Consider the following 23,822-nt stretch of genomic DNA (forward strand, 5'->3'; position numbering starts at 1 on the left):
TTATTTAAAATTTTTGGTAAAATAGAGGTATGGACCCGAACGTAATGAAGCGAATATTTTTTGATGAACATCGGCATTGGGATGCCTTTGTAGAAAAGCATAAAGAACATATGAGGCCAAATGTCATCAAAGAGGTACAAAAGTTCCGTGGCTGTGGTGATCCTAGAAATGGATTCAAAATTTTAGTCTGTGAAGGATGCCATGACATAAGGAGAGTGCCGTACCGCTGTAAAGGCCGTTTTTGCACAACATGCTCCTGTGGCGAAACGGAAGAATGGAGCCGCGTGTTGATGGAAGATGTCTTCCAAGTCAATCATCGACATGTGGTATTTACCATTGATGAAGGGTTATGGCGCGTCTTTTTGCAGCATCGGAAAATGTTGAAAGAATTCATGGACGAGGCCGTGCGAATCATAAAAGAACATTTTGAAAAGAAACATAAGATTACACCTGGCATCATTGCGGGAATACATACCTTTGGCTCACGTCTGAACTTTAATCCACATGTCCATATGCTGGTGACGATGGGTGGAATGAAATCAAATGGAGAATGGAAAACGTATGATTACGTGCCGTTCGAAATGCTTAGAAAACAGTGGCAAACTGTGGTGTTAAAGCTCATTCGAAGAAGCTTGAACGAAGAAGAGAAGAAACAAGTACAGTCCAGACTGCAGCAAGCCTACTCGGCCAATGGGGAAGGTTTTTATGTGCATGCGCCGAAACAAAAAGGGAACGTAAAGAACCAGCTAGGCTACATAGGACGCTACATAAAGCGACCAGCTATTGCGTTAAAGCGAATCCAGTCCTATGACGGGGAATACGTCGTGTTCAGCTACCACGATAAAAAAAGTGGGGAAGAGAAGACGGAAAAAGTAACGGTCGAAGAATTTATTGCAAGGGTCATACGGCATATTCCGGATGAAAACTTTAAAACAATCCGGTATTATGGGGTCTATTCGCGCAGGCTGAAAAAGGTAAGTAAAATGCTGGTGACAAGTTGGCAAAAAGAAGCAAGGAAGTGGATCGTACGCGCTCAAAGACGTCTGAAGCGCAGAAATTGGAGAGAACGAATACAAAGAATAACGGGTAAAGACCCGCTGGTGTGTCCAAAGTGCGAATGTTACTATGAATACAAGGGGGAAGTCTGTCTAGAAGAAGGCAAACTAACGATTAAATATGCAGTCTGCGAGAGAGCGCGAGGCTGTTTAGAAAGGATGATTCGAGATCTCACCGGGAAGCAAAAAAACAAAAAGCAAAAAGAAGAAACCCCAGTTGTCCCTAAGCAACTACGTGCTGTCGAAACAGACAGTGAAGTATATATGTTTGACTTGTTCGGAAGTGGAAAGCATACCGCTTAATGTCGTGCAAGATTTTGATCGAATGGATCGAGGGGACCGGGCAGTACCGCCACAATTTACATGTGAAAGCTGTGGAGGAGCTATGTATCCAGAGTATTACAAAGGGATATATGGATACGAATACCGGGTCTCAGACCGGTTAGAGAACAAAGAAGTGGAAGGCAGCTCAAAGTAGAATAGAAGAGGGATGGGTGTGAGGGTGGAAAGTTTACGTGCCGCCTTTGAAATCGTGTTTATACCGCGTAATAAATTCAAAAAACACGATTTCAACAGCGGTTGGAACCCCACATCCATCCCTCCCCATGAACAAAAGTATGGGTTTACACGTAAAAGGACCGTCAGGATGTTTTCCCTGACGGTTTTTCTTATGTTAAACGGAATATTTTCGGGAAAAAATCCCATAATGGTTACTAGAAACCACGAAGCAGAAGGCTTCGCAATTGGGGGATGTAGGATGCAAATGAACCTAGCGGACATGCTCAGCTATGCTGATATTCATGATTTAGGTCGAATTGCTCATACCTATGAATGCCAATGCAACGGTCATTCGAAGAATGAATTAATTCAATCGATTCTAAGCACAGCGCTGCGCAGAGAAATTTTCGAGAAGCATATTCAAAGCTTGAATCAAGAGGATATCCGATTCTTGAATTCTCTTCTGTTCGATTCTCGCAATGCGTTCAGCATTGAAGAATTGATCGCTAGAGTTCAGCAATCGCGTTTCCAGAAAGACGAGTCGAGCGATTGGAATCCCCGGGATATGGTTATTAAATTTAAGAAGCTGGGTTGGCTTTTTAACGGGTATTCCCAACAGACGAAATTTTTGTTCCACGTACCGGAAGATTTGAAACGCAAGTTTAGCGATGCGCTGACTAATCAATTCAAACAGTCGCTGCAAATATCGTCAGAGCCTACTGTTTATAGGGATGAGCAAATGCTTATTGTGGACGACATCTTTCATTTCTTGACATTCCTCTCGGGACAACCAGACATACCGCTTACGACTGACGGCTCGATGTACAAACGACAACTGCAGCAGCTTCTTGACCGTTTATCGGTTCAGGAAGAAATGGTCACAAAAGGGACATGGCGGTTTGGCTATGGTCGTTTATTTAAAGAGTATCCGAACCGATTTTCATTCATCTACGATTATTGCTACTATCGGAATTTGATTAGCGAGCATGGACTAACACTGCGCTTGACGGAAGAAGGGAAATCCCGCTTGACGGAGGGGAAGAAAGAAAACCTGACAGAAGTCTATAAATTTTGGCTGCGTCTCTACAAAAATCCAATCCCTAATCTCCCAAGCATGGCGGGCTGGATTGATCGTTTGGGGGGGCAATGGGTTACGATGGCTTCCCTGTCGGATGTGCTCTGCAAATTGGTTAAGCCATTTTATTATGACAGCTCGACTTCGATTGTTGAACAGCGCATCCTCCAAATGATGATGCATTTGGGATTAATCCGGATCGGGGACGATGAGGTGCATGGGACAGTTGTCCAGCTAACGAAGCTGGGGAGCAAAGTGATTCAAGGGACTTTCGTTAACGAAGAAGACAAGGTCGTTCTATTTTAAAAGGCATGTATTCGGAGAATTCCGATAAAGTAGGTAAAGACACATTCCTAGCGAATCGGGCGATTGAAGGAAGCGCTCCTGTGCGTTATGAATATGATGAAGTAGGAGCCACATACAGGGGTTGGCATACACCAGGTTACAATTCAACATGTTTTTGCGAAAAAGAAGCTCCTGACAAACCGCGGACAACATTTGGAGGTAGGTCTCATGGGAAAAATGAATGTATCTAACAACGCGCTGCTGGCACTTTTCGCGGAAATGGTTTGGGATGATGCCATTCGCAAATATAAAGAAGAAAATCTCTATAAAGAGATTGATCGTGCACTGGCCAAGGGAGATCAAACGACATTCCTTGCTCTTACGTCAGAGCTGAAAACATTACAATCATCAGGTTCATGAGGTCATTGCAGCTGCAATAGCAAGAGATGAGAAAGGCAGGTGATGTTTAATCACTTGTCTTTTTTGATTTGAATAAATGTGAGAAAAAGAACCAAATCGTTATCCCTTACGTCCATTATATTTAAACAGATCATTTGAACATAAGGAGAAATAACATGGAATCCAAAAAAGGTTTTACTAAAAAACGGAAAATCATAATGGCAGGGATCATTGCAGTCGCCATGCTGGTGGGCTCATTATCCCTTTACGCTGCTTTTCTGACTCATAAAATTAATCAAACTATTGATCACATTGCGGCACCGGAAGCAACTGGAGCGCCCAACTTCCCCGGAAACAATATTAACTTGAGTCAAACCGTTAAAGCCGAGAGCAAGCCGTTAACGTTCTTATTGACAGCAACTGATGAAAGAGAAGGCAGCGAAGGATCGTTGAATACGGACGTCATGATGCTTTTTCGGGTAGATCCGCAGACCCATCAAGGTACTGTCGTTTCTATCCCAAGAGATCTAGAGGTTGAAGCTGCGAAATCAGGACTGGAAACTTCTCACAAAGCGAATTATTTCTACGCCTATTATTATAATAAAAACAAAAATACGGCGCTCAATGAAACGAAAAACCTGTTTAGTCGCGTATATCAAGTGCCCATTGATTATATGTCGGTCATTAATTTTGACGGATTTCGCAAATTAATTGATCAATTGGGAGGTATGACAGTAGATGTAGACATGGATATGCGTTATCAGGATGATAGCGACGGTACAGATATTAATTTGAAAAAAGGACTTCAGCTATTGGACGGCAAGCAGGTACTCGACTATATCCGTTATCGCAAATCCAATATGGGTACAGCAGAGTCCTCCGATACGGTTAGAAATCAAAGAGAACAATTCGTGCTGAATGAGTTGCTTAATAAATTAACGTCCTTGAACGGAATTACTGCTTGGGGCGGCATTCTGGATATCATCGGAAGCTCCATCAAAACGGATATCCCTTCTGAGGAACTGCGGACGATGACTAAATCCTATCGCGAATTGAAACCGGCAACGGTTCAGTACATCCATTTGGACGGTGAATGGGAGAGTCCTTATCTGGTTGTCAAGCAGCAGGATTTGGACGATGCATTCGCTGCGCTGCGCGGAGAAAACAGCCTTTCAATTGACAGTCAGGTGAGGACGGATTAAAGTACAAGAAGAGATTGCTGAGATTACATAGTAAGCCCTTTTTTGGCAAACGATAGGGAGGTAAGTTGTATTGAAGTTTAATGATGTACCTGCACAAGAATGGCCTGATTTGAAACCTTATTTGGATACTTGCTTGCTCCCGGTCACCGGGTTGACAGGTTTTGAAGATCCTACGCAAGTGACGATTACGTTAGAGAAGCTGCGCGATGCTTTGGAAACGATAGAGCTTCCTTACAAAGGCAGAGTGGTCACCTATCCGGCGCTTCATTATATAACCGGCACCCAGATCAGAGATCAGCTGAATACCATCTCGCTTCATCTAAAAAGAATGGGGTTCCGTTATATCATCGTTCTAACCGTACATAAAGAAGCTGCTGAGTGGAAAGCCGACGAAACAGATTTATTCATTGCCGTAGATATGGATCAGTGGACAACAGAGTCGGAGCAGATCAAATCAAGTATTTCCAAGCAAGTTCAGCAATTGTGGCAGCGGAGTGACTAACTTTATTCACAAAGCGTATTATTGGAAAAAAAATTGTGCAGGATAAGGGGAGTAACTGCTTACAATGCCTGTGAAAAAGTTGTGACAATTTCGTTAAAATTTGTTCGAAGGCCAAGATTTCAATCGACTAAAAGGAGTTATGGATTCTTGACGACCTAGTAGTCCTAGGCTATTATTAGTAATGTCCTAGTTATGTAGTGTAATGTCGAACGACACGTGATAGAGGTAACTGACGTCCGAGAGGGTTCGGACATCGGCCAATGTAGGAGGGTAGACCTGAGAATGAGTGATCACAACAATCACAAAGAAGAACAGCATGGGAAGAAGCCCGGGACCAAACGCGAAATGTCTCGTCGGCAATTTCTTTCTTACACCCTTGGTGGCGCTGGAGGATTCATGGGGGCCGGTATTATTATACCGATGATACGGTTTGCTGTAGATCCTGTCCTTCAAAAGCAAAGTGCTTCGGACTGGGTTAAAGTTGTCGAAGAAAGTAAAATTACAAATGTTCCACAAGCGTTTACGTTCCAAGTCCATCAAGTAGATGGCTGGTACGAAAGTGATGCTGAATTGGTTGCATGGATCTCCAAAGACAGCGGCGGCAAGCTCTTTGCGTTGAATCCAACCTGTAAGCATCTTGGGTGTACAGTCAACTGGAACGACAACCCTGCCTACAAAGATCAGTATTTCTGTCCTTGTCATGGTGCTCACTATACGCAAGATGGCAAGAACCTTGCGGTAGCACCTAAGCCACTGGACGAATACACGACCAAAGTAGAGAATGGCTTCGTTTATGTGGGACAACTACATGCTAACACAAGAGTATAAGGAGGCGTCAGCATCAGATGTTTAAAAACGTATACAACTGGATTGACGAACGTCTTGATATTACGCCAATGTGGAGGGATGTAGCAGACCACGAGGTTCCAGAGCACGTAAACCCTGCTCATCATTTTTCCGCTTTCGTATATTGCTTCGGCGGATTGACGTTTTTCATCACAGTTATTCAAATTTTGTCAGGTATGTTCTTAACGATGTACTACACGCCTGATATTATCAACGCGTATGCAAGCGTTGACTATTTGCAACATAAAGTGGCTTTCGGTGTTATCGTCAGAGGTATGCACCACTGGGGAGCCAGCTTAGTAATCGTTATGATGTTCTTACATACCCTGCGCGTGTTCTTCACTGGTTCGTACAAAGCTCCTCGTGAAATGAACTGGGTTGTAGGCATGTTGATTTTCTTCGTTATGTTAGGTCTTGGTTTTACCGGATACCTGCTTCCTTGGGATAACAAAGCGTATTTCGCTACGCAAGTAGGTATGAAAATTGCAGCATCTGTTCCATTTGCGGGACCTTACATTGAAACATTGCTGCAAGGTGGAAGCATCGTTGGCGCACAAACATTGACTCGTTTCTTCGCCATCCACGTATTCTTCCTGCCGGGCGTTCTGCTAGCTTTGCTTGCTGGACATTTCTTCATGATTCGCAAACAAGGTATTTCCGGACCGCTATAATTGAAAGGAGGGTCAATGCGTGGCGCATGGTCATAAGTCTGACGAAAAAATCGTTTATGTGGGAGATTCCCGCGTAATTAAGAAATCACAAGAGCAACGACTGATTCCTAGAGATTATTCTGCTTATCCCGGGAAATCAGAAGCGTTTGTACCAAATTTCTTACTGAAAGAGTGGATGGTTGGTGTTGTCGTCTTGGTCGGTATGTTAGTACTGGTCATGTCCGATCCAGCTCCGCTCGGTTATCCTGCGGATCCTAAGAACACGGCGTTCATTCCAATGCCGGATTGGTACTTCTTGTTCATGTATCAATTGCTGAAATACCCATATACATCAGGAGATTATGTTGTTCTTGGTGCGGTTGTTGTACCTGGTTTACTGTTCGGCGGCTTGCTGCTTGCACCTTTCTTGGATACAGGCAAAGAGCGTCGTTTCTACAGAAGACCAATTGCTTCATCCCTTATGATCTTGTCTTTAGTTGCATGTACATATTTGACGTACACGTCATGGGCTCATTATCAAGTGGAATTGAAAGAGAAAAATATCGTCCCTGAGCACATTAAGCGTGAAGAAGAAATGCACGCAAACAAAGGTGCTGCTGCAGGCGGCGGTGCTTCCAAAGAGACGAAAAAAGGCGCAGCTATTGTTGCCGCTGATGATCCAGGCGCAGAAATTTACAAGAAAGCTACTTGCTTATCTTGTCATGGCGCAGGACTTAAAGGAATGCCGGCTTCTGGTGTACCAGCCCTACTTGGTGTAGGTGACAAGCATTCCCAAGATGAAATTCTTGGCATTATCAAAAATGGTAAGGGCAACATGGGTAAACAGTACCAAGCTAATATTGATAAAGGCTTAACAGATGCTGATATCACGAAGCTGACAGAATGGTTAGCCAAACAAAAAGCCCAATAAAAAGGGAAACCTGATCGCGTGAGCGGTCAGGTTTTTTTAAATCAGGTTGAGGAGGAGCTTACTTGCAGGAAGGGTTATCTATTGCCTATTTTTGGAGCAAGGATTTTCTGTTAAGCAAAAAAATGTTGTGGTTGTTTTTCATCACAAATCTTCTTGGAACCATCTACGGTTATGAGTGGTACTGGTTGCAAATGACCGATACCATTGTGGAGAAACCGCTGTGGTATGTGTTTTTCGTGCCAGACAGTCCAACGGCGAGTCTATTTTTCACTTTAACCATTGGCTACTTGCTGATGGATTACAGCTTAACGAGTAAGCCTAATAAACTATATCAAGCCATTCGCGGATTTATTGAAGCTTTTGCATTAATTACATCCTTTAAATATGGCATTTGGGCGGTTACGATGATATGGGCAGGGGCTTGGCATGGTGTAGCGGTTGGCTGGGATGGCTGGATGCTGACAGCATCTCACTTGGCTATGGCAGTGGAAGCGCTATTATTTGTTAGATGGTACCGCTACAAGCTTACAGCGGTAGTCCTTGTGGCGGTGTGGACGTTCTGGAACGATTTCATGGACTATGAAAGAGGCGTTTTTCCAAGGCTGCCTGATGTGCTCGTAGACAATTACTATCGAATAATTGAAGGCTTTACGATTAGCTTAAGCGTGATAAGCATCATCATTGCTGTTCTATGTCTGGCGACACGTCAGAAAACAGCGCGATAACTGTATATTGTCTGGTCTAAATTGGGACGAACCTCCATATGATGATGGTGAAGGAGGGGATGTCCCATGTTTATTTCCATCAGGACGAGAATGCTTGCAACAACACTTATGCTCACGATTGTTGCATCGATCAGCGCGGCTTGCGGGGTAAGTACAAATACGACTGGACAAGCTGCTAAGCCCATAGATACAGATCAAATTCAGCGAGTGGAGTTTTTGAATCAAATCGCTGACGAGATGTACAAACAAACGATGGATGGACAAGTCGTGGAGGCACGGAATAAATTGCAGCAAATATCGGATCAAATTCCGAAAATTCATTTTGAAGGCATTACTTCGGTGGAAGGCCTGAATGCTTTGACGGAAACGATAACGCAAGCGAAAAGAGTCTATAACGCGGCTCAATATTCTTCTGATGAAGGACAGGTTGCCGTTGCCAAGATACGACTTGCCACAGATGCTCTGACACATAAAAATCAACCCATGTGGTTGCAATATCATAAAGTGCTTCAAAACGATGCCCTGTTATTGACGCAGGATATCCAGTCCAACAAACAAGCGGATGCATTGGCAGATTTCGGTAAAATGTCACAGCATATCGCAATTATTCATCCTGCTTTACTGATCAGCCGCGAGGCAAGCTCGGTACAGAAGCTTGATTCTTTGCTGGTTTTTCTGCACAAGAATATCAGTGAGAAGCCAATGGCTGCACGCCAAGTGGAGTCAGGCTTAACGCATTTGAATCAAGTGTTGGATGAGTTGTTCCTGAAGAATAAGGATGCCATTGCCTTTGTACCTATTACAGACCCGAGACAGCCGATTATTTGGTCTTTAGGGATTGGTCTCATAATCGTCAGCGTTCTGTCTTATGTTGGTTGGAGGATGTATCAGTCAGGGAGAAGCTTGGTAACGGTCAAGTCAACGCGCGAGAGCGAAAATAGATGACAAAAAGTGGGTTGCGCAGACATGATGCGCAACCCACTTTTTGTCATTGTGTCTTGAAGCCTTCTCCAATGACATCGTGTACTTCACCAATAATAATGAATGCTTGGGGATCTATGGAATGAATGAGTTCTTTAAGTCTTCGTGTTTCATGACGATAGACGACGCAGTAAACGACTTCTTTATTATTGCCAGAGTAAGCACCACGGGCAGGAAACAGGGTTACGCCCCGGTCTAGCTCCTGGGTGATGGATTTAGCCATAGGAACAGCCTGATCGCTGATAATTGTAAAGGCTTTAGCGGTATAGGCACCTTCCGATATGTAATCAATGATACGAGAACTGACGAAGACCGCAACGAGCGAATAAAGGACTTTCTCCTTCGGCAAATAAAGAAAAGAAGAGCCGATGACGACAACATCGATGATAAGGATGACCTGTCCGACACTCCAGCCTCTTTTTTTCTGTCCGATACGGGCTAATATATCGGATCCCCCCGTCGTACCGCCAAATCGGAATACGAGTCCAAGCCCTGTTCCTAAACTAATCCCCGCATACAAGGTAGCTAAGAAGTAGTCTTGACTGGTGTGGAAAGGGACTAGCCACTGAAGGCGAATAAGCACTTCCATCACCCATAGAAAGAAAGAGAGAGAGACAACGCCGAAAATCGTATACAGCATGGGACCTTTGCCAAAGACTCGCCACCCCAAATAGAATAAAGGAATATTAATGACTAAAGTCGAGATCGAAGGCGGAACGTTCAGTACGTATTTTAACAGCAATGAAATGCCCGTAACGCCCCCTTCCATCAACTCATTCGAGATGACGAAATAATGCAAGCCAAACGCGTAGATAGCTGTGCCGATCATAATGGCAAGGACATTCATAAATTGATCAGCAAATCGTTCTTTGAAAATCATTTTTTTTCCTCCGGGTACGTGATGAGTTGGTCAAAAAAATTTGTCAACTTTTCTTGTTTAGTTTAACATAGTAATGATAGCTTTGGTGAACATGATGGAAAGAAGGGTGAACATGTCGGAACGTACACTTAAAGATATACAGCAAGAAGTTGATACTTATATTTCCCAGTTCAAGGAAGGATATTTCAGTCCTTTGGCGATGCTGGCGAGAATGTCTGAGGAAGTTGGGGAACTGGCACGAGAGGTCAACCATACCTATGGTGAAAAGCCCAAAAAAAGTACCGAAGCAGATAATTCCATAGAGCTGGAGCTGGGCGATATTTTGTTCATTACGATTTGTTTTGCTAACTCGCTAGGAATTGATTTGACCGAAGCTCATGATAAAATCATGCACAAATTCAACACGAGGGATGCAGGTCGTTGGACCAAAATTAACACCGAAACTACGTAAGCTTCATAAACTGTACTATCCCTCGAAGACGGGAGACTGACTTTCGAAAAGGAGGATGGGCAGATGAATGGAGAAGATCAAATACAGAAAGCGTACGAAGCCATACTTGGTCATGATTTCGAATTAGCCATTGAATGGTTTGAAAAAGCGATAGCTGCAGAACCGGACAATGCTGCCTATCACTATAAACTTTCGATTACCTTTGCAAGAAGCAATAAGCTGGTTCAGGCTATTGAGCATGCTAAGAAGGCGCTTGAGCTGGAAGCAGGCAATGAAGGATATCGCTATCATTTGCAAGTCCTGCATGCCAGAGAATTGGTCGATCATGCGCAAAAGGAGTTAAGCACCAAATCCGAGCATGCCGAACGAGCTATTTTTTTGCTGAAAGAAGCGATTGTTCTTGATCCTCTCGCGATAGAAGCGTATCTTATACTAGGCGAAGTATTTGCTCTTCGCAATGATTATGCGAGAGCGTATCAAACGATATTGGAAGCCATTCGCTTGGAGCCTAATCATGAGCTTGCGAAGCAGCAGGCTGCACGCTATAAACGGAAGTTGAAATCATAGGTTGGAAACATACACAAAGGAGATATACGGCGCATGGATCGTAAAATTCGAGTAGTAGTCATTGGAGCAAGTGGAAGAATGGGTCGAGAGGTCGTGAAGACTGTACTCACAGAGTCCGATATGGAGCTGGTTGCAGGTATTTCCCGCACCTCTGGCCCAATTGATTTGGGGAAGATGGTTGGCTTCGAGGAATGCGGCGTCAAGATGAGCAACGATGTAGAGCAGGCGCTTACTGAGACAAGACCGGATGTAATCGTAGATTTTACAGGACCGCAAACTGCGGTTTCTCATACGAATCTAGCGATTCGTTTAGGTATCCGCCCTGTGATGGGGACAACCGGCTTCACGCCTCAAGCTATTGCTGAATTGGACAAGCTGTGTCAAGAAGCGGGCATCGGTGGCTTGATCGCTCCCAACTTCTCGATCGGCGCGATTCTGATGATGAAATTCGCAGCGCAAGCCTCTAAATACTTTCCGAATTTGGAAATCATCGAATACCATGGTGATCAGAAGCTTGATGCTCCTTCGGGTACGGCGGTGAAAACGGCTGAGCTGATCTCCGAGGTGAGAGAAGAACGTCGTCAAGGGAATCCGAATGAAGAAGAAACCATTGAAGGCTCACGCGGTGGGTATTACAATGGGTTTAGAATACATAGTGTTCGACTGCCGGGCATTTTTGCCCAACAGGAAGTAATCATGGCCGAGCCTGGCCAAGCGCTGAAAATAAGGCACGACTCTTATGACCGAGCGGCCTATATGCCGGGGGTTGCGATCGCCATACGCAAGGTAATGACGTATAGCGGAATGATTTACGGTTTTGAGCATTTTATAGATTAAAGAGCCCTAGGGGAGTGGAATGTAGGATGTTGAAGATTGCACTAATTGCCCATGATCGTAAGAAAGACGAAATGGTGAACTTTATAACCGCCTATGAGCATGTCTTTCAAGGACATAAGCTCTATGGAACAGGAACAACAGGACAGCGCATTATGGACAACACGAAATTAGATGTTCACCGGTTTATGTCAGGTCCTCTTGGCGGGGATCAACAGATTGGCGCATTAGTAGCTGAAAATGAGATGGACTTTATTATCTTCTTGCGAGATCCATTGATGGCTCAGCCGCATGAGCCTGATATTATTGCCCTCCTGCGTCTTTGCGACGTTCAAGGCATTCCTTGCGCGACGAATGTTGCGACAGCGGAGCTGCTCGTTAGAGCGCTTGATCGCGGGGATTTTGCATGGCGGGAACTCGTACATAAATATAAGCCAGGTATTGAATAACATGAGCGATAAACTGGATATCCTTATTTTTGGCGCGCATGCTGATGATGCTGAGATTGGGATGGGTGGAACGATTGCCAAACATACCGCTCAAGGCGTGAAGGTCGGCATTTGCGATTTAACTTATGCCGAGATGTCTTCGAATGGAACAGTGGAAACGAGAATGGAAGAAGCGAATGAGGCTGCAAGCCTGTTGGGGTTGACGGTCAGAACCAATCTGGGGTTACCGGATCGGGGACTGTCGGCCACACGCGGCCACATTGAGCGCATTACGCAAGAAATTCGAACGTATCAACCAAGGATTGTGTTCGCGCCTTATTGGCAGGACCGTCATCCTGACCATATTGCTTGTTCTGAATTAATTCAAGAAGCAGTCTTCAATGCGAAGCTGCGAAAATATTTGCCGGATTCCGAGCCGGTGAATGTGGAACACTTGTATTTTTATTTTATAAATGATGTGTATGAAGCAGATATAATGGTTAATGTGACGGAATGGCATGCCCAAAAATTAGCAGCGCTAAGTGCCTACCGTTCTCAGTTTATTACAGGGCAGGGAACTGTAGCAACGCCGCTAAATCAAGGGTATGTAGAGCGTGTAGAAGCTCGCGACCGCCTTATGGGGCAAAAACGCATGATTACGTATGCAGAAGGCTTTGTATCCAAGCTGCCCTATGTGGTAGATCGTTTCGATTGATCGAAAAGAGGTGTAGGATGAACGACAAACTTAAAATTGGCATCACTTGTTATCCAACTTTGGGCGGATCAGGTGTGGTTGCTACTGAACTTGGCAAGCTGCTTGCCGAAAAAGGACACGAGGTTCACTTTATTACCCACAGCATGCCGTTTCGCTTGGGTAAATTTCATAAAAATATTTTCTATCACGAAGTCGAAGTCAGTCAATATTATGTTTTCCGTTATCCGCCTTACGACCTTTCTTTGGCTAGTAAATTGGCCCAGGTGGCCAAAATGGAAGAACTGGACCTATTGCATGTGCATTACGCGATCCCACATGCTGTGTGCGCGCTGTTAGCGAAGCAGATGGTGGGTACGAAGCTTAAAGTAGTTACGACGCTTCACGGGACAGATATAACCGTTCTGGGGCAGGATCAATCGATTTCTGACTTAATTCGGTATGCGATTAATGAAAGTGATGCGGTTACCGCCGTATCGAAGGATTTAATTAAAGAAACTAGGGAATCACTGGATATAGATCGAGATATTGATTTAACGTATAACTTTGTTGATAAGCGCGTGTATTACCCCCGGGATATTTCCAAGCTAAGAAGTGAGTTTGCACGGCCGGAAGAAAAAATATTAATTCATATTTCCAATTTCAGACCGGTTAAACGTGTGCAGGATGTTGTTGATATTTTTGCAAAAGTCAGTCAACGAATTCCTTCGCGTCTATTGTTTGTCGGGGAAGGCCCTGATCTGTCCAAAATGATTGCGAAAGTCAAAGAAATGGGACTTACGGATAAGGTAACCTTCTGCGGCAAGCAAGATGATGTCGCTCAGGTGATTTCATTGGCGGATGTGATGCTGCTGCCTTCGGAGAAAGAAAGCTTTGGGCTAGTTGCGCTAGAAGCAATGGCTTGCGGTGTGCCAACGATTGGGTCGAATGCCGGAGGTATTCCTGAGCTTATTACCCACGGCGAAACGGGTTATTTGGCAGAAGTGGGAGATACGGAGAAAATGGCTGAGCTTGCCGTTAACCTGCTAAGCAATCAAGCGTTATATGAGCAAGTTGTGCAGAACTGTTTGATGCGTGCCAGAAATACGTTCTGCAACGACATCACAACCATGCAATATGAGGAAATTTATTACCGCGTGCTGGGAAGAGAGCTTCCCGAATCACATCGGATTACAGCGTCATTCTGTCAATAAGATAGGGAGAAGCGCTGGTCAGGAGTAACATGTCAGACAAGGTTAATAGTTATATACAGGATCGTGGCGCTTCGGCTGTCATCTGCAAGCTGGAGGAAGCCGGGTATGAGGCTTATTTGGTAGGCGGTTGTGTACGGGATGCCGTGCTGAATCGGCGGATCAAGGATATTGATATCGCAACTTCCGCGCTTCCGGAGCAGGTCATTGCTTGCTTCACGCGCACAGTGCCTACAGGCTTGCAGCATGGTACAGTTACCGTGGTATTGCCTGAGGGAACTTACGAAGTGACCACATTCCGCAAAGAATCCGAATACGAAGGTTTCCGAAGGCCGGCTTCCGTCGCATATATCTCCGATTTGATCGAGGATTTGAAGCGTCGTGATTTCACGATGAACGCGATGGCGATGGACAAAAATGGCAAGATTCTGGATCCTTTTGATGGTCAGAAGGATCTGGAGGCCGGTGTGCTTCGCTGCGTAGGCTCGGCCGAAGAGCGATTTGGGGAAGATGCGCTGCGCATGCTTCGCTGTGTTCGGTTTGCTTCGACCTATAAGCTTCAGGTCGAAGCGGGAACTTGGCAGGCGCTGCTCAAGCAAGCCCCGCTTATGCGCCACATCGCGATGGAGCGTGTGCGCAGCGAGCTGGATCGCATGATCGAAGGCCCGGCGCCCGCCCGGGCCGTGCGCTTATTGCTGGCGAGCCGCCTCACGGCACACCTCAAAAAGCAGCTTCCGCTGCCTTTTGAGCGTTGGCTCGCTTGGGATGACGCGCTGGATGCCCTCAGCGCGCTGGAAGGGCAGCATGACCGCTGGTCGATGCTGCTGATGCTCCTGGAGGTGCCCTCGGACGTCGTCCGCACGGCGCTCCAGGAGCTGACCTTCTCCCGCGCCGACGGCGACGCGGTCGCAGCTGATCTCGCCCTGCGCGAATCGGTAGCCGCGCAGATGCATGACGTCGGCGCTCCGGACGCCGCCGGCCAGACAGACCCGGCTCATCTGGAGCGGGTCTGGAAGCTTGGCGCGGTGCGCCGCGGCGAAGCGGCAGCCCGCGCACTGCTGCGGCAGCTTCGCGCGCTGCCGGATGCTTCGCAGCAGCGCGGCGAGCTCGCGCGCTTCCTCCAGAGCGTAGCGCCCGAGCTGGTGCGCAGCGGAGAAGCATGGCTGAGCGAGGTGCCCTGCTTCAGCCTGAAGCAGCTCGCCATATCCGGCAAGGATCTGGCGGAGGAGCTTGGCCTGCAGCCGGGCCCATGGATGGGCACCTTGCTGCAGCAGCTGCTTGAACGAACCGCGCTCGGAGAACTGGCGAACGAGAAAGACATCCTAATACAAGCCGCGCGTGCTGCACAGTAGCAGTGCAGCGCGGTTTTTTTAAATTCCTGATAGATCGCGAGTGAACGAGATGAACGAACGTATTTTGGAGTTGTTCCAGGAATCACCGGAAGCCTACGTATCCGGCGAGGAAATCAGCCGCAGGCTGAACGTTAGCCGTACGGCAATATGGAAGCATATTGAAGAGCTTCGCGCAGCTGGCTACGAATTTGAAGCAGCGCCTCGCAAGGGCTATCGGTTGGTAAGCAAGCCGGACCGCTGGCAGGTCAGCAAGCTGCTCAGTGGATTGAAGACCAAAGTGCTGGGTCAGAAAGTTCATGTGTATGGCGCAGTAGACTCCACTCAGACGATTGCTCACGCTTTGGTTGCTTCAGGGGCTCCTGAAGGCACGATTGTGCTCGCTGAGGAACAGACAGCCGGGCGAGGGAGAATGGGCCGTGCGTGGCATTCTCCGCCGGGTAAAGGGATATGGATGAGCATGGTCTTGACGCCGCGCGTCCCTGTTTATTTCATGCCGCAGCTAACGCTCTTGAGCGCAGTTGCTTTATGCCGTTCTATCCAAAAAGTATGCCAAGTCGAGATTGGCATCAAATGGCCTAATGATCTTTTGATCAAAGGTAAAAAGGTCAGCGGTATTTTACTTGAGAGCAGCGGTGAGGATGAGCGTCTCAAATATGTCATTGCCGGGATAGGCATCAGTGTAAATCTCAAAACAGAGGATTACCCTGAGGAGCTGCGAAACATTGCGACATCGCTTGCTATTGAATCCGGTCAAGAAATCTCGAGGGAGCATCTCGTACAAGCCTTTCTCCATGAGTTTGAAGATCTTTATGCGCTCTATATGGATAAAGGGTTTGCGCCCATTCGACTGCTCTGGGAGGCGCTGAGCGTGACTTTAAAGCGGCCGATTCGCACCTACGCGCCTTCAGGCCCTATTGAAGGGATAGCCGATTCGTTGGATGACTCCGGCGCTTTGACGGTCATTACCGCAAACGGAGAAAAAGTTAAAATTTATTCCGGCGATATTGAATTGAAATAATTTAAGGTATCAAATGGAAGTCGAATTTGGTATAATAGAATGACGAGGCGGTATCCTTAAAGGAACTGCACTTGCAGCTTGAAAGCCAATCTTATTGGACATTTGAATAACGTTACACGAGATGTTGGATTCTGCTCTGAGCCTTACGGGACCGAGACAGAAGGATCACCTTCGATTCTTTCTGCATGCGATCCTTTTAGCTCTTAGCTAAAAGGTTTTTTATTTTATATGAGGAAGCTGGGATGGAAATGGAACAACGCAAAGCGCTCACAACGACCAAGATGAGAAAAATGAAGCAAGACGGCGTGCCGATTACGATGATTACGGCGTATGATTACCCTTCGGCAAGATTGGCGGAAGAGGCAGGAATTGATGTGATCCTCGTGGGAGATTCACTCGGGAATGTCGTAGACGGTTACGATTCTACTTTGCCTGTCACTATGGATGATATGGTTTATCATACTCGCGCGGCCGTACGTGGGGCTTCACGGACATTCATCGTTGCGGATATGCCATTCTTAACGTATCACGGCAGCTTGGATGCAACGTTAAAAGGGGTCGCGCGCTTGATGCAAGAGGGCGGAGCGAAGGCAGTCAAGCTAGAAGGCGGCGCTGAAATCGCCGCAACGGTCAAAGCCATTACAGAGGCAGGCGTTCCTGTCGTTGGTCATTTAGGCTTGACACCGCAGTCAGTCCATCAGCTTGGTGGGTTTCGTGTGCAGGGACGCAGCTCAGAGCAAGCAGAGAAACTGCTGAGCGATGCGAAAGCGATTGAGGCGGCTGGCGCTTTTGCGATCGTCTTGGAATTGGTAACCGATGAGTTGGCCGCTTGGATTTCCAAGCAATTGGCGATTCCGACGATTGGTATTGGTTCCGGCGTTCAGTGCGACGGACAAGTGCTTGTTTATCATGATTTATTACAGTATGGTTCTGACAGTGCTCCCAGAAAGTTCGTCAAAGCTTACGCTAATATAGGGGAAACTATTCGAGCAGGTATTGGCGAATATGTGAAAGAAGTGAAATCACGAGCTTTCCCTAGCCCGGATCATTCCTTTCATATGGATAACGATGTGGTTCAATATTTATACGGCGACAAGGAGGAATGATCGTCATGGAAGCTACGCAAACCATGCAAGTAGTTCATTCAATTGCCGATTTACGTACTCGGATCAAGGAGTATCGACGCAAGCATGATCAATCCGTGGGCTTTGTGCCCACGATGGGATATTTGCACGAAGGGCACGTCAGCTTGCTTCGCAAAGCTCGGACCCAAAGCGGTCTTGTGGTGCTAAGCATCTTTGTTAATCCGTTGCAGTTCGGGCCTGGCGAGGATTTCGAGCGTTATCCGCGGAATACCGAGAAGGACCTCCAGCTGGCGGAAGCCGCGGGTGCTGATCTCGTGTTTATGCCAACTGTAGATGAAATGTACCCAACTCCTATTCGCACGACGGTTAGTGTGACAGGTTTGACCTCGAGGCTTTGCGGGGCTTCGCGCCCTGGGCATTTTGACGGCGTAGCCACAGTTGTCAGCAAGCTGTTTCATATTGTGCAGCCTGATCAAGCTTTCTTTGGCCTTAAAGATGCGCAACAGATCGCTGTGATTGAACAAATGGTGCAGGATCTTAATCTTGATATTGAAATCGTGCCTTGTCCGACACTGCGCGAAGCGGATGGTCTGGCTATGAGTTCACGCAATGTCTATCTCTCGGAACAGGAACGGAAACAAGCGTTAGTACTTTCGCAATCTTTGGAGAAAGTCAAGGAATTCATTCAATCTCATCCTTCATTCTCCTCAGAGGAGCTAGTGCAATTGGTCAGCAGCCATATTTCAACTGCGCCGCTAGCGACTATTGATTACGTAGAAGCACTAGGGTATCCGACACTGGAGCCGTTCGAAATTGGTCATCATCCCGCATCTATTATCGTGGCTTTAGCTGTTAAATTTGGCAAGACGCGTTTAATTGATAATCTCATTATACAAGTTAGGAAGTGACGTCTATGTTTCGCACAATGATGAAAGCAAAAATCCACCGTGCTACCGTTACGGAAGCGAACTTAAACTATATTGGAAGTATTACCATCGATGAGGATTTGATCGATTTGGTCGATATGCTACCGAATGAGAAAGTACAGATTGTCAATAACAATAATGGCGCACGGCTAGAAACTTATATTATTCCTGGGCCGCGAGGCTCTGGGATCATCTGTTTGAATGGTGCTGCCGCTCGACTGGTGCAAACTGGCGACACGGTGATTATTGTTTCCTATGCCATGATGAGTGACGAGGAAGCGAAGAAGCATCACCCGACGATTGCGATCATGGGGGCCAATAACAAGGTTGCCCAGCTGCTGAAAGAGGAAGAGCATTCCACGATCCTTTAAGATCATTTCCTCCATGCATGAAATCGGCGCTGTTTACAAAGAATGAGGATAAGCTTTCGAAGCAAAGGTGGGATGCCAAATGTTTAAGCATTTATTTTCCACAATGAACGAGGTTTTGGAAGAAATCCAAAAAGAATATCCGAATAGCGATGTGGAGAAAAAGGCGGAGCTTGACGAGCAATTACAGGTGTTGAAGACGATGAGCGATGAGTTCATCGAGGCGTGGCTGCTTTTTGAGGAGAAGCTGGGAAAGTTCTATGGGGCCGTTCCGATCAGCACCCAAACCCTTCATAAGGAATTGATGGATCTCGATGTCTCCGGGAAGCAAACGGATGAATTCGTGCGCGGCCAAGGCTATTACAAGCTCTACATGTATGATCAAGCGATTAAGGAATTCGAGATTCTGATTGAAAGACAGCCTGATTTCCTGCTGGCAAGAGTGTATCTAGCTATGGGACATTTGCGGAAAGGAGAGTTTGGCGAAGCGTATCAACACTTCAAATTCCTTCTTCCCCTGACCGACAATTCCAAAATGAAAGCCATCTCCTACAATGCTATGGGGTGTATTCAAGTTCAGAATCAGAACATGGAGAAAGCCTTTGAGTATTTCCAAAAAGCGTATCATACCGATCCTTCTTGTATAGAGCCGTTGATCAATCTGGACGAGTCTTAATTACAAAGCGGCTAACTGGGTATTCCCTTTTCCTCATGAGATTTGGTATGCTAGGAGAAGTGCAGGACGAAGGGATTGAAGATACACGTCATGAAATTTGCAGTTTTGGATTTTGAAACAACAGGAAGTCAGCCGGCGGATGAGATTATCCAGGTTGGATTAGTCATTATAGATCAATTTCAAATTACAGACAGGTATACTTCTCTGGTCAAACCAGGGATCGGTATACCTTCTTCGATTACAACCCTTACGGGCATCACCGATGAGATGGTGGCGGATGCCCCGAATATCGACCAAGTGATGTCGGATATGTTTCCGCTGTTGTTTGATTGTGTGCTAGTAGCGCATCACGCAGCCTTTGATGTTTCTTTTTTGCAAAAAGGGTTAACGAAAACCGGCTATCCGCCGTTCTCAGGTCGCGTACTGGATACCATCGATATGCTGCGTATGTTGTTCCCCTCGATATCAAGTCTTCAGCTTAGCATGGTGGCCGCTTTATTTGGCCTTGATCATGAAAGGCCTCATCAGGCAGACAGTGATGCCGAAGTAACGGCAGCCATCTGGATTATGTGCTTGGAGCGCTTGATTGGCTTGCCGCTCCTTACGGTTCAGCGCTTGCAGCACATCTTCGAAAACGGCAACACGGATTTAGGCTGGTTTCTTGATGAAATCTGTCTATACAAAGAGTCCATCACGAGTGTGGATATGGATACGAATCGGTATTTCCGGCAGTTTACCCTGAACGTTGCCGATTGGGGCGAAGAAGAAGAGATTCGCACGGAAGCGGATGAGGCCGGCTTGGGCGCTTCTTTCAAAGAGTTTCATCAAAGCTTGAAGACGGCTCTCCAGGAAAAATTCGAGATCTTTGAAGATCGGGAATCTCAGGAGCAAATGATCTGGGAGGTAGAGAAATCGCTGGAGCAAGACCAGCATTTGATGATCGAAGCCGGAACAGGGACGGGCAAATCGCTGGGCTATTTAATTCCGTCTATTTATTACGGCATTAAGTATGAGAAGAAAGTGGTTGTGTCTACACACACCATCAACTTGCAGGAACAGCTGCGCGACAGGGACATTCCGCTGCTTAAAGCGATTTTTCCGGTTCCGTTCAAAGCGGCGATACTCAAAGGCCGAAGCCATTACTTATGTTTGCGGAAATTCGAAACAAAGCTGACGACACGGGATTATGAGAATGGCAAGGAAGATCCGATTACAGCTGCCCAGATGGTGGTCTGGCTCAGTGAAACCGAGCATGGAGATGAAGAAGAGCTGCATTTTGGCAATAAAGGGGCTCAGTTCTGGCATTCCGTTGCCAGCGATACCGACTCCTGTCTGAATCGAATGTGCCCATGGTACAAAAAGTGCTTCTATCATCGCGCCCGCAATGACGCCAATACGGCCGATGTTATCATAACGAACCATTCCCTCCTCTTTACGGATATGAAGGCTGAGAACCGCCTTCTACCGGCTTACAAGCATCTTGTGATTGATGAGGCCCATCATTTTGAAGAAGTAGCGAGCAAGCATCTGGGCATTGAGCTGCATGCCTCCGCTTTCTATCATTCTCTCTTATGGCTGTATAAGGACAACAGAAGCGGTCAATTGCCAATGCTGCGGTTCCGCTTGCAGAAATCTGATGACCACCAAGAGCGCGTTGCCGCTTGGAGTCAAGCGATTGACAGTGTTTTTCCGAAAATCGTCAAAATCAAAGAAGATTGGGATCGTTTGAGCGAGTCGCTGTATGAGCTGTTGTCCTCCCAAAGCGATCCGTCTCAAACGGAAAACTCCCAATATGTCCTTCGCATGAAGTCGGAGAACCTGCCCGATAATTGGCGGGAATTGGTCATCATGGAAGATAATATTTATCTGAATGCCAATGACATGCTGAGAACCTTGGATAAGCTGCTGAGCGAAGTGAAAGACATGCAGGACGTGTTCGGTGTTCAGGGGCTAGTGACCGATCTGAATGGAACGGTCAAAGAGCTGTACAATCACCGCGATGCTCTTCACTTTTTTATGAAGCTGGCTGACGAGGGGTATGTGTATTGGATGGAAGCGGGGACATACGCCAAGGCGAAATCCCTGCAGCTTAACTCCGTGCCTATCGATGTTAGCAATTTGCTGCAACAGCATTTCTTTGAAACCAAAGAGAGTATAATTCTTACTTCAGCGACGCTGTCCGTAAACAAGTCCTTTCAGTATTCAGCGGATCAACTGGGCTTAACGATTCCTGAAGATGAAGAGAACGGCAAGCTCAAAACGGTACAGCTGCCTTCTCCTTTTAATTATCGCGAGCAAGCGCTTGTTGTGATTCCGCGTGATTTTCCGATGATTAAAGGGGCGGGTGATCCTGTATTTATCAATGCCCTTATTCAATCGCTCAGCGATGTAGCGCGAGTTACGAAGGGGCGAATGCTGATTCTGTGCACCTCGAACCGGATGTTGAAGCAAATCCACGCGGGCATGAAAGACGTTCTGAGGCCTTATGGCATTACAGTGCTTGGTCAAGGGATTGACAGCAGCAATCGCAGCAAGCTGACCCGTATGTTCCAAGATAACGCAATGTGCGTTCTGCTGGGCACCAGTTCCTTCTGGGAAGGCGTCGACATTCCTGGGGATGCGCTGAGCTGCCTGGCTATCATTCGCTTGCCTTTCCAGCCGCCGAACAATCCTCTGGTCGAAGCCAAATGTGAGAATATCAAAAAACGCAATGAAAATCCCTTTATGAAATTTTCCGTGCCGCAGGCGGTCATACGTTTCAAGCAAGGGTTTGGCCGGCTTGTTAGGCGCGCTTCCGATAAGGGGATCGTCATTATTTATGATACGCGCGTCATTGACACTTATTATGGCAAGCACTTCCTCTATTCCCTGCCCGGACCTAAGATAGAGCATATGACAACAGAACAAATGTTACCGCGGATTGAGCAGTGGATGGGGGAGGCGTAAGGGATGAAAACACAGAAAATTTCGGAGGCTGTCGTACGCAGGCTGCCCATATATTTGCGCTATCTGAATGAGCTTTCGATGAAAAATGTATCGACGGTCTCTTCGCAGGATTTGGGTCAAAAGCTGGATCTGAATCCTGCTCAGATTCGCAAGGATTTGGCTTATTTCGGGGAATTCGGGAAAAAAGGCATTGGCTACGATATTTCTTATTTGATCGAGAAAATCAGGCAAATTCTTAAGCTCGATCGGCATATTCAAGTTGCGCTTGTCGGAGCGGGCAATTTGGGCCGTGCATTATGCAATTATAATACGTATTTGCGTAATGATATGAAAATTGTCGCATTGTTTGATGCGATGCCTGAAAAAGCAGGCGAGATGATCAATAATCTGATTGTCCAGCCGATGTCGGAAATGAAGACCGTGTTGTCGCAGTTGGGCGTGCGCATCGGCATCATCACGGTGCCCGCTAACGAGGCCCAAAATGTGGCCAATCAATTCGTCGACTGCGGTATCGAAGCGATCCTCAATTTTGCTCCGGTTATCATCAAAGTTCCCCCGGAAGTGCGTGTGCATTATGCGGATTTCACAACGGAGCTGCAGAGCTTGGCTTATTATTTGGATTGATTGAGATGGGCTGGATAAGATAGATAAGATAAGATAAGATAAGATAAGATAAGATAGATAAGATAAGATAAGATAAGATAAGATAAGATAAGATAAGATAAGATAAGATTCAAGCCCCGTTTCATGTTGTTTGAAGGTAACGGATCAGCCGAAGATAACAGTACTAAGCGTCGAAAGAGCTTAGTACTGTTTTTTTGCTTTGTGGCTGCAAGGAAACAAACAGTTTGATTGTGAGGTTTGGCCGAGAGAGTGGCTACAAGGGGGCATGAGAGAGGGCATGCAATGCAATGCAATGCTATGCCATTCCATGAGATGTCATGAGATGTCATGAGAGGTCATGACATATGATGCCATGCAATGCCATGAGATTACCATGCCATACCATCCCATGCCACGAGATGCCATGCGATCCTCATTTTTTGGTTTCATTTTGGTGCACCTATCCGAAAAGCCTGCAAATGTGCAGGCATTTTCCCCAGATTTGCTTAAAAAGTGGAAATTCCTGCAATTGTGCAGGCATTTTCAGCGTATCCAGCCTTTCCTCCAGAGAAAAGCCACAAAAACCTGCACAAATGCAGGAATTTCATGATGGAAGCTAGTTCAAGCGTAAAAAAGA

The 23,822-nt window shown here is 46.4% G+C and carries 25 protein-coding genes; 24 read left to right on the forward strand and 1 reads right to left on the reverse strand.

Going from position 1 to position 23,822, the window contains the following annotated elements:
* Positions 1 to 29 precede the first annotated feature (29 nt).
* From BC351_RS37350 to BC351_RS37400, 10 genes are all read left to right on the forward strand, one after another.
* Complete coding sequence (locus BC351_RS37350; RefSeq protein ID WP_167388014.1) at positions 30 to 1,358, forward strand: IS91 family transposase; 1,329 nt, start codon at positions 30 to 32, stop codon at positions 1,356 to 1,358.
* 460 nt (positions 1,359 to 1,818) lie between these two features.
* Positions 1,819 to 2,934: a hypothetical protein gene (locus BC351_RS37360; protein ID WP_079421020.1), complete on the forward strand. Its 1,116-nt coding sequence runs from the start codon at positions 1,819 to 1,821 to the stop codon at positions 2,932 to 2,934.
* 207 nt (positions 2,935 to 3,141) lie between these two features.
* The gene (locus tag BC351_RS37365) at positions 3,142 to 3,333 is read left to right on the forward strand and encodes an IDEAL domain-containing protein (RefSeq protein ID WP_079420724.1); all 192 of its coding nucleotides are present in this window, start codon (positions 3,142 to 3,144) and stop codon (positions 3,331 to 3,333) included.
* A 155-nt stretch (positions 3,334 to 3,488) separates the two neighbouring features.
* A complete protein-coding gene (locus BC351_RS37370) occupies positions 3,489 to 4,514 on the forward strand; it encodes an LCP family protein (RefSeq protein WP_079420725.1) in 1,026 nt (341 codons plus the stop codon).
* A 70-nt stretch (positions 4,515 to 4,584) separates the two neighbouring features.
* On the forward strand, positions 4,585 to 5,016 hold the full coding sequence (locus tag BC351_RS37375; protein ID WP_079420726.1) for a DUF2487 family protein: 432 nt from the start codon (positions 4,585 to 4,587) through the stop codon (positions 5,014 to 5,016).
* Positions 5,017 to 5,298: 282 nt separating this feature from the next.
* Positions 5,299 to 5,844 (forward strand): QcrA and Rieske domain-containing protein, encoded by a 546-nt coding sequence (locus tag BC351_RS37380; protein ID WP_079420727.1) that lies wholly within the window; start codon positions 5,299 to 5,301, stop codon positions 5,842 to 5,844.
* A 17-nt stretch (positions 5,845 to 5,861) separates the two neighbouring features.
* Positions 5,862 to 6,533, forward strand: a complete 672-nt coding sequence (gene qcrB, locus BC351_RS37385) for a menaquinol-cytochrome c reductase cytochrome b subunit (RefSeq protein WP_028554311.1) — start codon at positions 5,862 to 5,864, stop codon at positions 6,531 to 6,533.
* Between the two features lie 19 nt (positions 6,534 to 6,552).
* Positions 6,553 to 7,443: a menaquinol-cytochrome c reductase cytochrome b/c subunit gene (locus BC351_RS37390; protein ID WP_079420728.1), complete on the forward strand. Its 891-nt coding sequence runs from the start codon at positions 6,553 to 6,555 to the stop codon at positions 7,441 to 7,443.
* Positions 7,444 to 7,505: 62 nt separating this feature from the next.
* Positions 7,506 to 8,168, forward strand: a complete 663-nt coding sequence (locus BC351_RS37395) for a DUF1405 domain-containing protein (RefSeq protein ID WP_244209312.1) — start codon at positions 7,506 to 7,508, stop codon at positions 8,166 to 8,168.
* Positions 8,169 to 8,234: 66 nt separating this feature from the next.
* Positions 8,235 to 9,113 (forward strand): sporulation protein YpjB, encoded by an 879-nt coding sequence (locus BC351_RS37400; protein WP_079420729.1) that lies wholly within the window; start codon positions 8,235 to 8,237, stop codon positions 9,111 to 9,113.
* Positions 9,114 to 9,156: 43 nt separating this feature from the next.
* Here BC351_RS37400 and BC351_RS37405 read toward each other — a convergent pair whose 3' ends face one another.
* Positions 9,157 to 10,029, reverse strand: a complete 873-nt coding sequence (locus BC351_RS37405) for a YitT family protein (RefSeq protein WP_079420730.1) — start codon at positions 10,027 to 10,029, stop codon at positions 9,157 to 9,159.
* A gap of 112 nt (positions 10,030 to 10,141) precedes the next feature.
* Here BC351_RS37405 and BC351_RS37410 point away from each other — a divergent pair, with 112 nt between their 5' ends.
* The 14 genes from BC351_RS37410 to BC351_RS37475 all read left to right on the forward strand — a co-directional run bounded on the left by BC351_RS37410 (position 10,142) and on the right by BC351_RS37475 (position 23,206).
* Positions 10,142 to 10,480, forward strand: coding sequence for a nucleotide pyrophosphohydrolase (locus tag BC351_RS37410; protein ID WP_079420731.1), 339 nt, complete (start codon positions 10,142 to 10,144; stop codon positions 10,478 to 10,480).
* A 63-nt stretch (positions 10,481 to 10,543) separates the two neighbouring features.
* Positions 10,544 to 11,047 (forward strand): tetratricopeptide repeat protein, encoded by a 504-nt coding sequence (locus BC351_RS37415; RefSeq protein WP_079420732.1) that lies wholly within the window; start codon positions 10,544 to 10,546, stop codon positions 11,045 to 11,047.
* Positions 11,048 to 11,080: 33 nt separating this feature from the next.
* Positions 11,081 to 11,884 (forward strand): 4-hydroxy-tetrahydrodipicolinate reductase, encoded by an 804-nt coding sequence (gene dapB, locus BC351_RS37420; protein WP_079420733.1) that lies wholly within the window; start codon positions 11,081 to 11,083, stop codon positions 11,882 to 11,884.
* A gap of 26 nt (positions 11,885 to 11,910) precedes the next feature.
* The gene (locus tag BC351_RS37425; protein ID WP_079420734.1) at positions 11,911 to 12,330 is read left to right on the forward strand and encodes a methylglyoxal synthase; all 420 of its coding nucleotides are present in this window, start codon (positions 11,911 to 11,913) and stop codon (positions 12,328 to 12,330) included.
* 1 nt (position 12,331) lies between these two features.
* Positions 12,332 to 13,024 (forward strand): bacillithiol biosynthesis deacetylase BshB1, encoded by a 693-nt coding sequence (gene bshB1 / locus BC351_RS37430; protein ID WP_079420735.1) that lies wholly within the window; start codon positions 12,332 to 12,334, stop codon positions 13,022 to 13,024.
* A gap of 17 nt (positions 13,025 to 13,041) precedes the next feature.
* Entirely contained in the window at positions 13,042 to 14,214 is a 1,173-nt protein-coding gene (gene bshA, locus BC351_RS37435; RefSeq protein ID WP_079420736.1) for an N-acetyl-alpha-D-glucosaminyl L-malate synthase BshA, read from the forward strand.
* A 29-nt stretch (positions 14,215 to 14,243) separates the two neighbouring features.
* On the forward strand, positions 14,244 to 15,563 hold the full coding sequence (locus tag BC351_RS37440; RefSeq protein ID WP_079420737.1) for a CCA tRNA nucleotidyltransferase: 1,320 nt from the start codon (positions 14,244 to 14,246) through the stop codon (positions 15,561 to 15,563).
* A 49-nt stretch (positions 15,564 to 15,612) separates the two neighbouring features.
* Complete coding sequence (locus BC351_RS37445; protein ID WP_079420738.1) at positions 15,613 to 16,581, forward strand: biotin--[acetyl-CoA-carboxylase] ligase; 969 nt, start codon at positions 15,613 to 15,615, stop codon at positions 16,579 to 16,581.
* 248 nt (positions 16,582 to 16,829) lie between these two features.
* Positions 16,830 to 17,687 carry a 3-methyl-2-oxobutanoate hydroxymethyltransferase gene (gene panB / locus BC351_RS37450; RefSeq protein ID WP_079421022.1) on the forward strand — a complete coding sequence of 286 codons (858 nt, stop codon included), beginning with the start codon at positions 16,830 to 16,832 and terminating at the stop codon, positions 17,685 to 17,687.
* Between the two features lie 23 nt (positions 17,688 to 17,710).
* Positions 17,711 to 18,574, forward strand: a complete 864-nt coding sequence (gene panC / locus BC351_RS37455; protein WP_079421023.1) for a pantoate--beta-alanine ligase — start codon at positions 17,711 to 17,713, stop codon at positions 18,572 to 18,574.
* Between the two features lie 5 nt (positions 18,575 to 18,579).
* A complete protein-coding gene (gene panD / locus BC351_RS37460) occupies positions 18,580 to 18,963 on the forward strand; it encodes an aspartate 1-decarboxylase (RefSeq protein ID WP_079420739.1) in 384 nt (127 codons plus the stop codon).
* Positions 18,964 to 19,042: 79 nt separating this feature from the next.
* Positions 19,043 to 19,636 carry a tetratricopeptide repeat protein gene (locus BC351_RS37465; RefSeq protein WP_079420741.1) on the forward strand — a complete coding sequence of 198 codons (594 nt, stop codon included), beginning with the start codon at positions 19,043 to 19,045 and terminating at the stop codon, positions 19,634 to 19,636.
* 90 nt (positions 19,637 to 19,726) lie between these two features.
* On the forward strand, positions 19,727 to 22,582 hold the full coding sequence (gene dinG / locus BC351_RS37470) for an ATP-dependent DNA helicase DinG (RefSeq protein WP_079420743.1): 2,856 nt from the start codon (positions 19,727 to 19,729) through the stop codon (positions 22,580 to 22,582).
* 3 nt (positions 22,583 to 22,585) lie between these two features.
* The gene (locus BC351_RS37475; protein ID WP_079420745.1) at positions 22,586 to 23,206 is read left to right on the forward strand and encodes a redox-sensing transcriptional repressor Rex; all 621 of its coding nucleotides are present in this window, start codon (positions 22,586 to 22,588) and stop codon (positions 23,204 to 23,206) included.
* Positions 23,207 to 23,822 lie beyond the last annotated feature (616 nt).

The organism is Paenibacillus ferrarius (assembly GCF_002027705.1).
GTDB classification, from domain to species: Bacteria; Bacillota; Bacilli; order Paenibacillales; family NBRC-103111; genus Paenibacillus_E; species Paenibacillus_E ferrarius.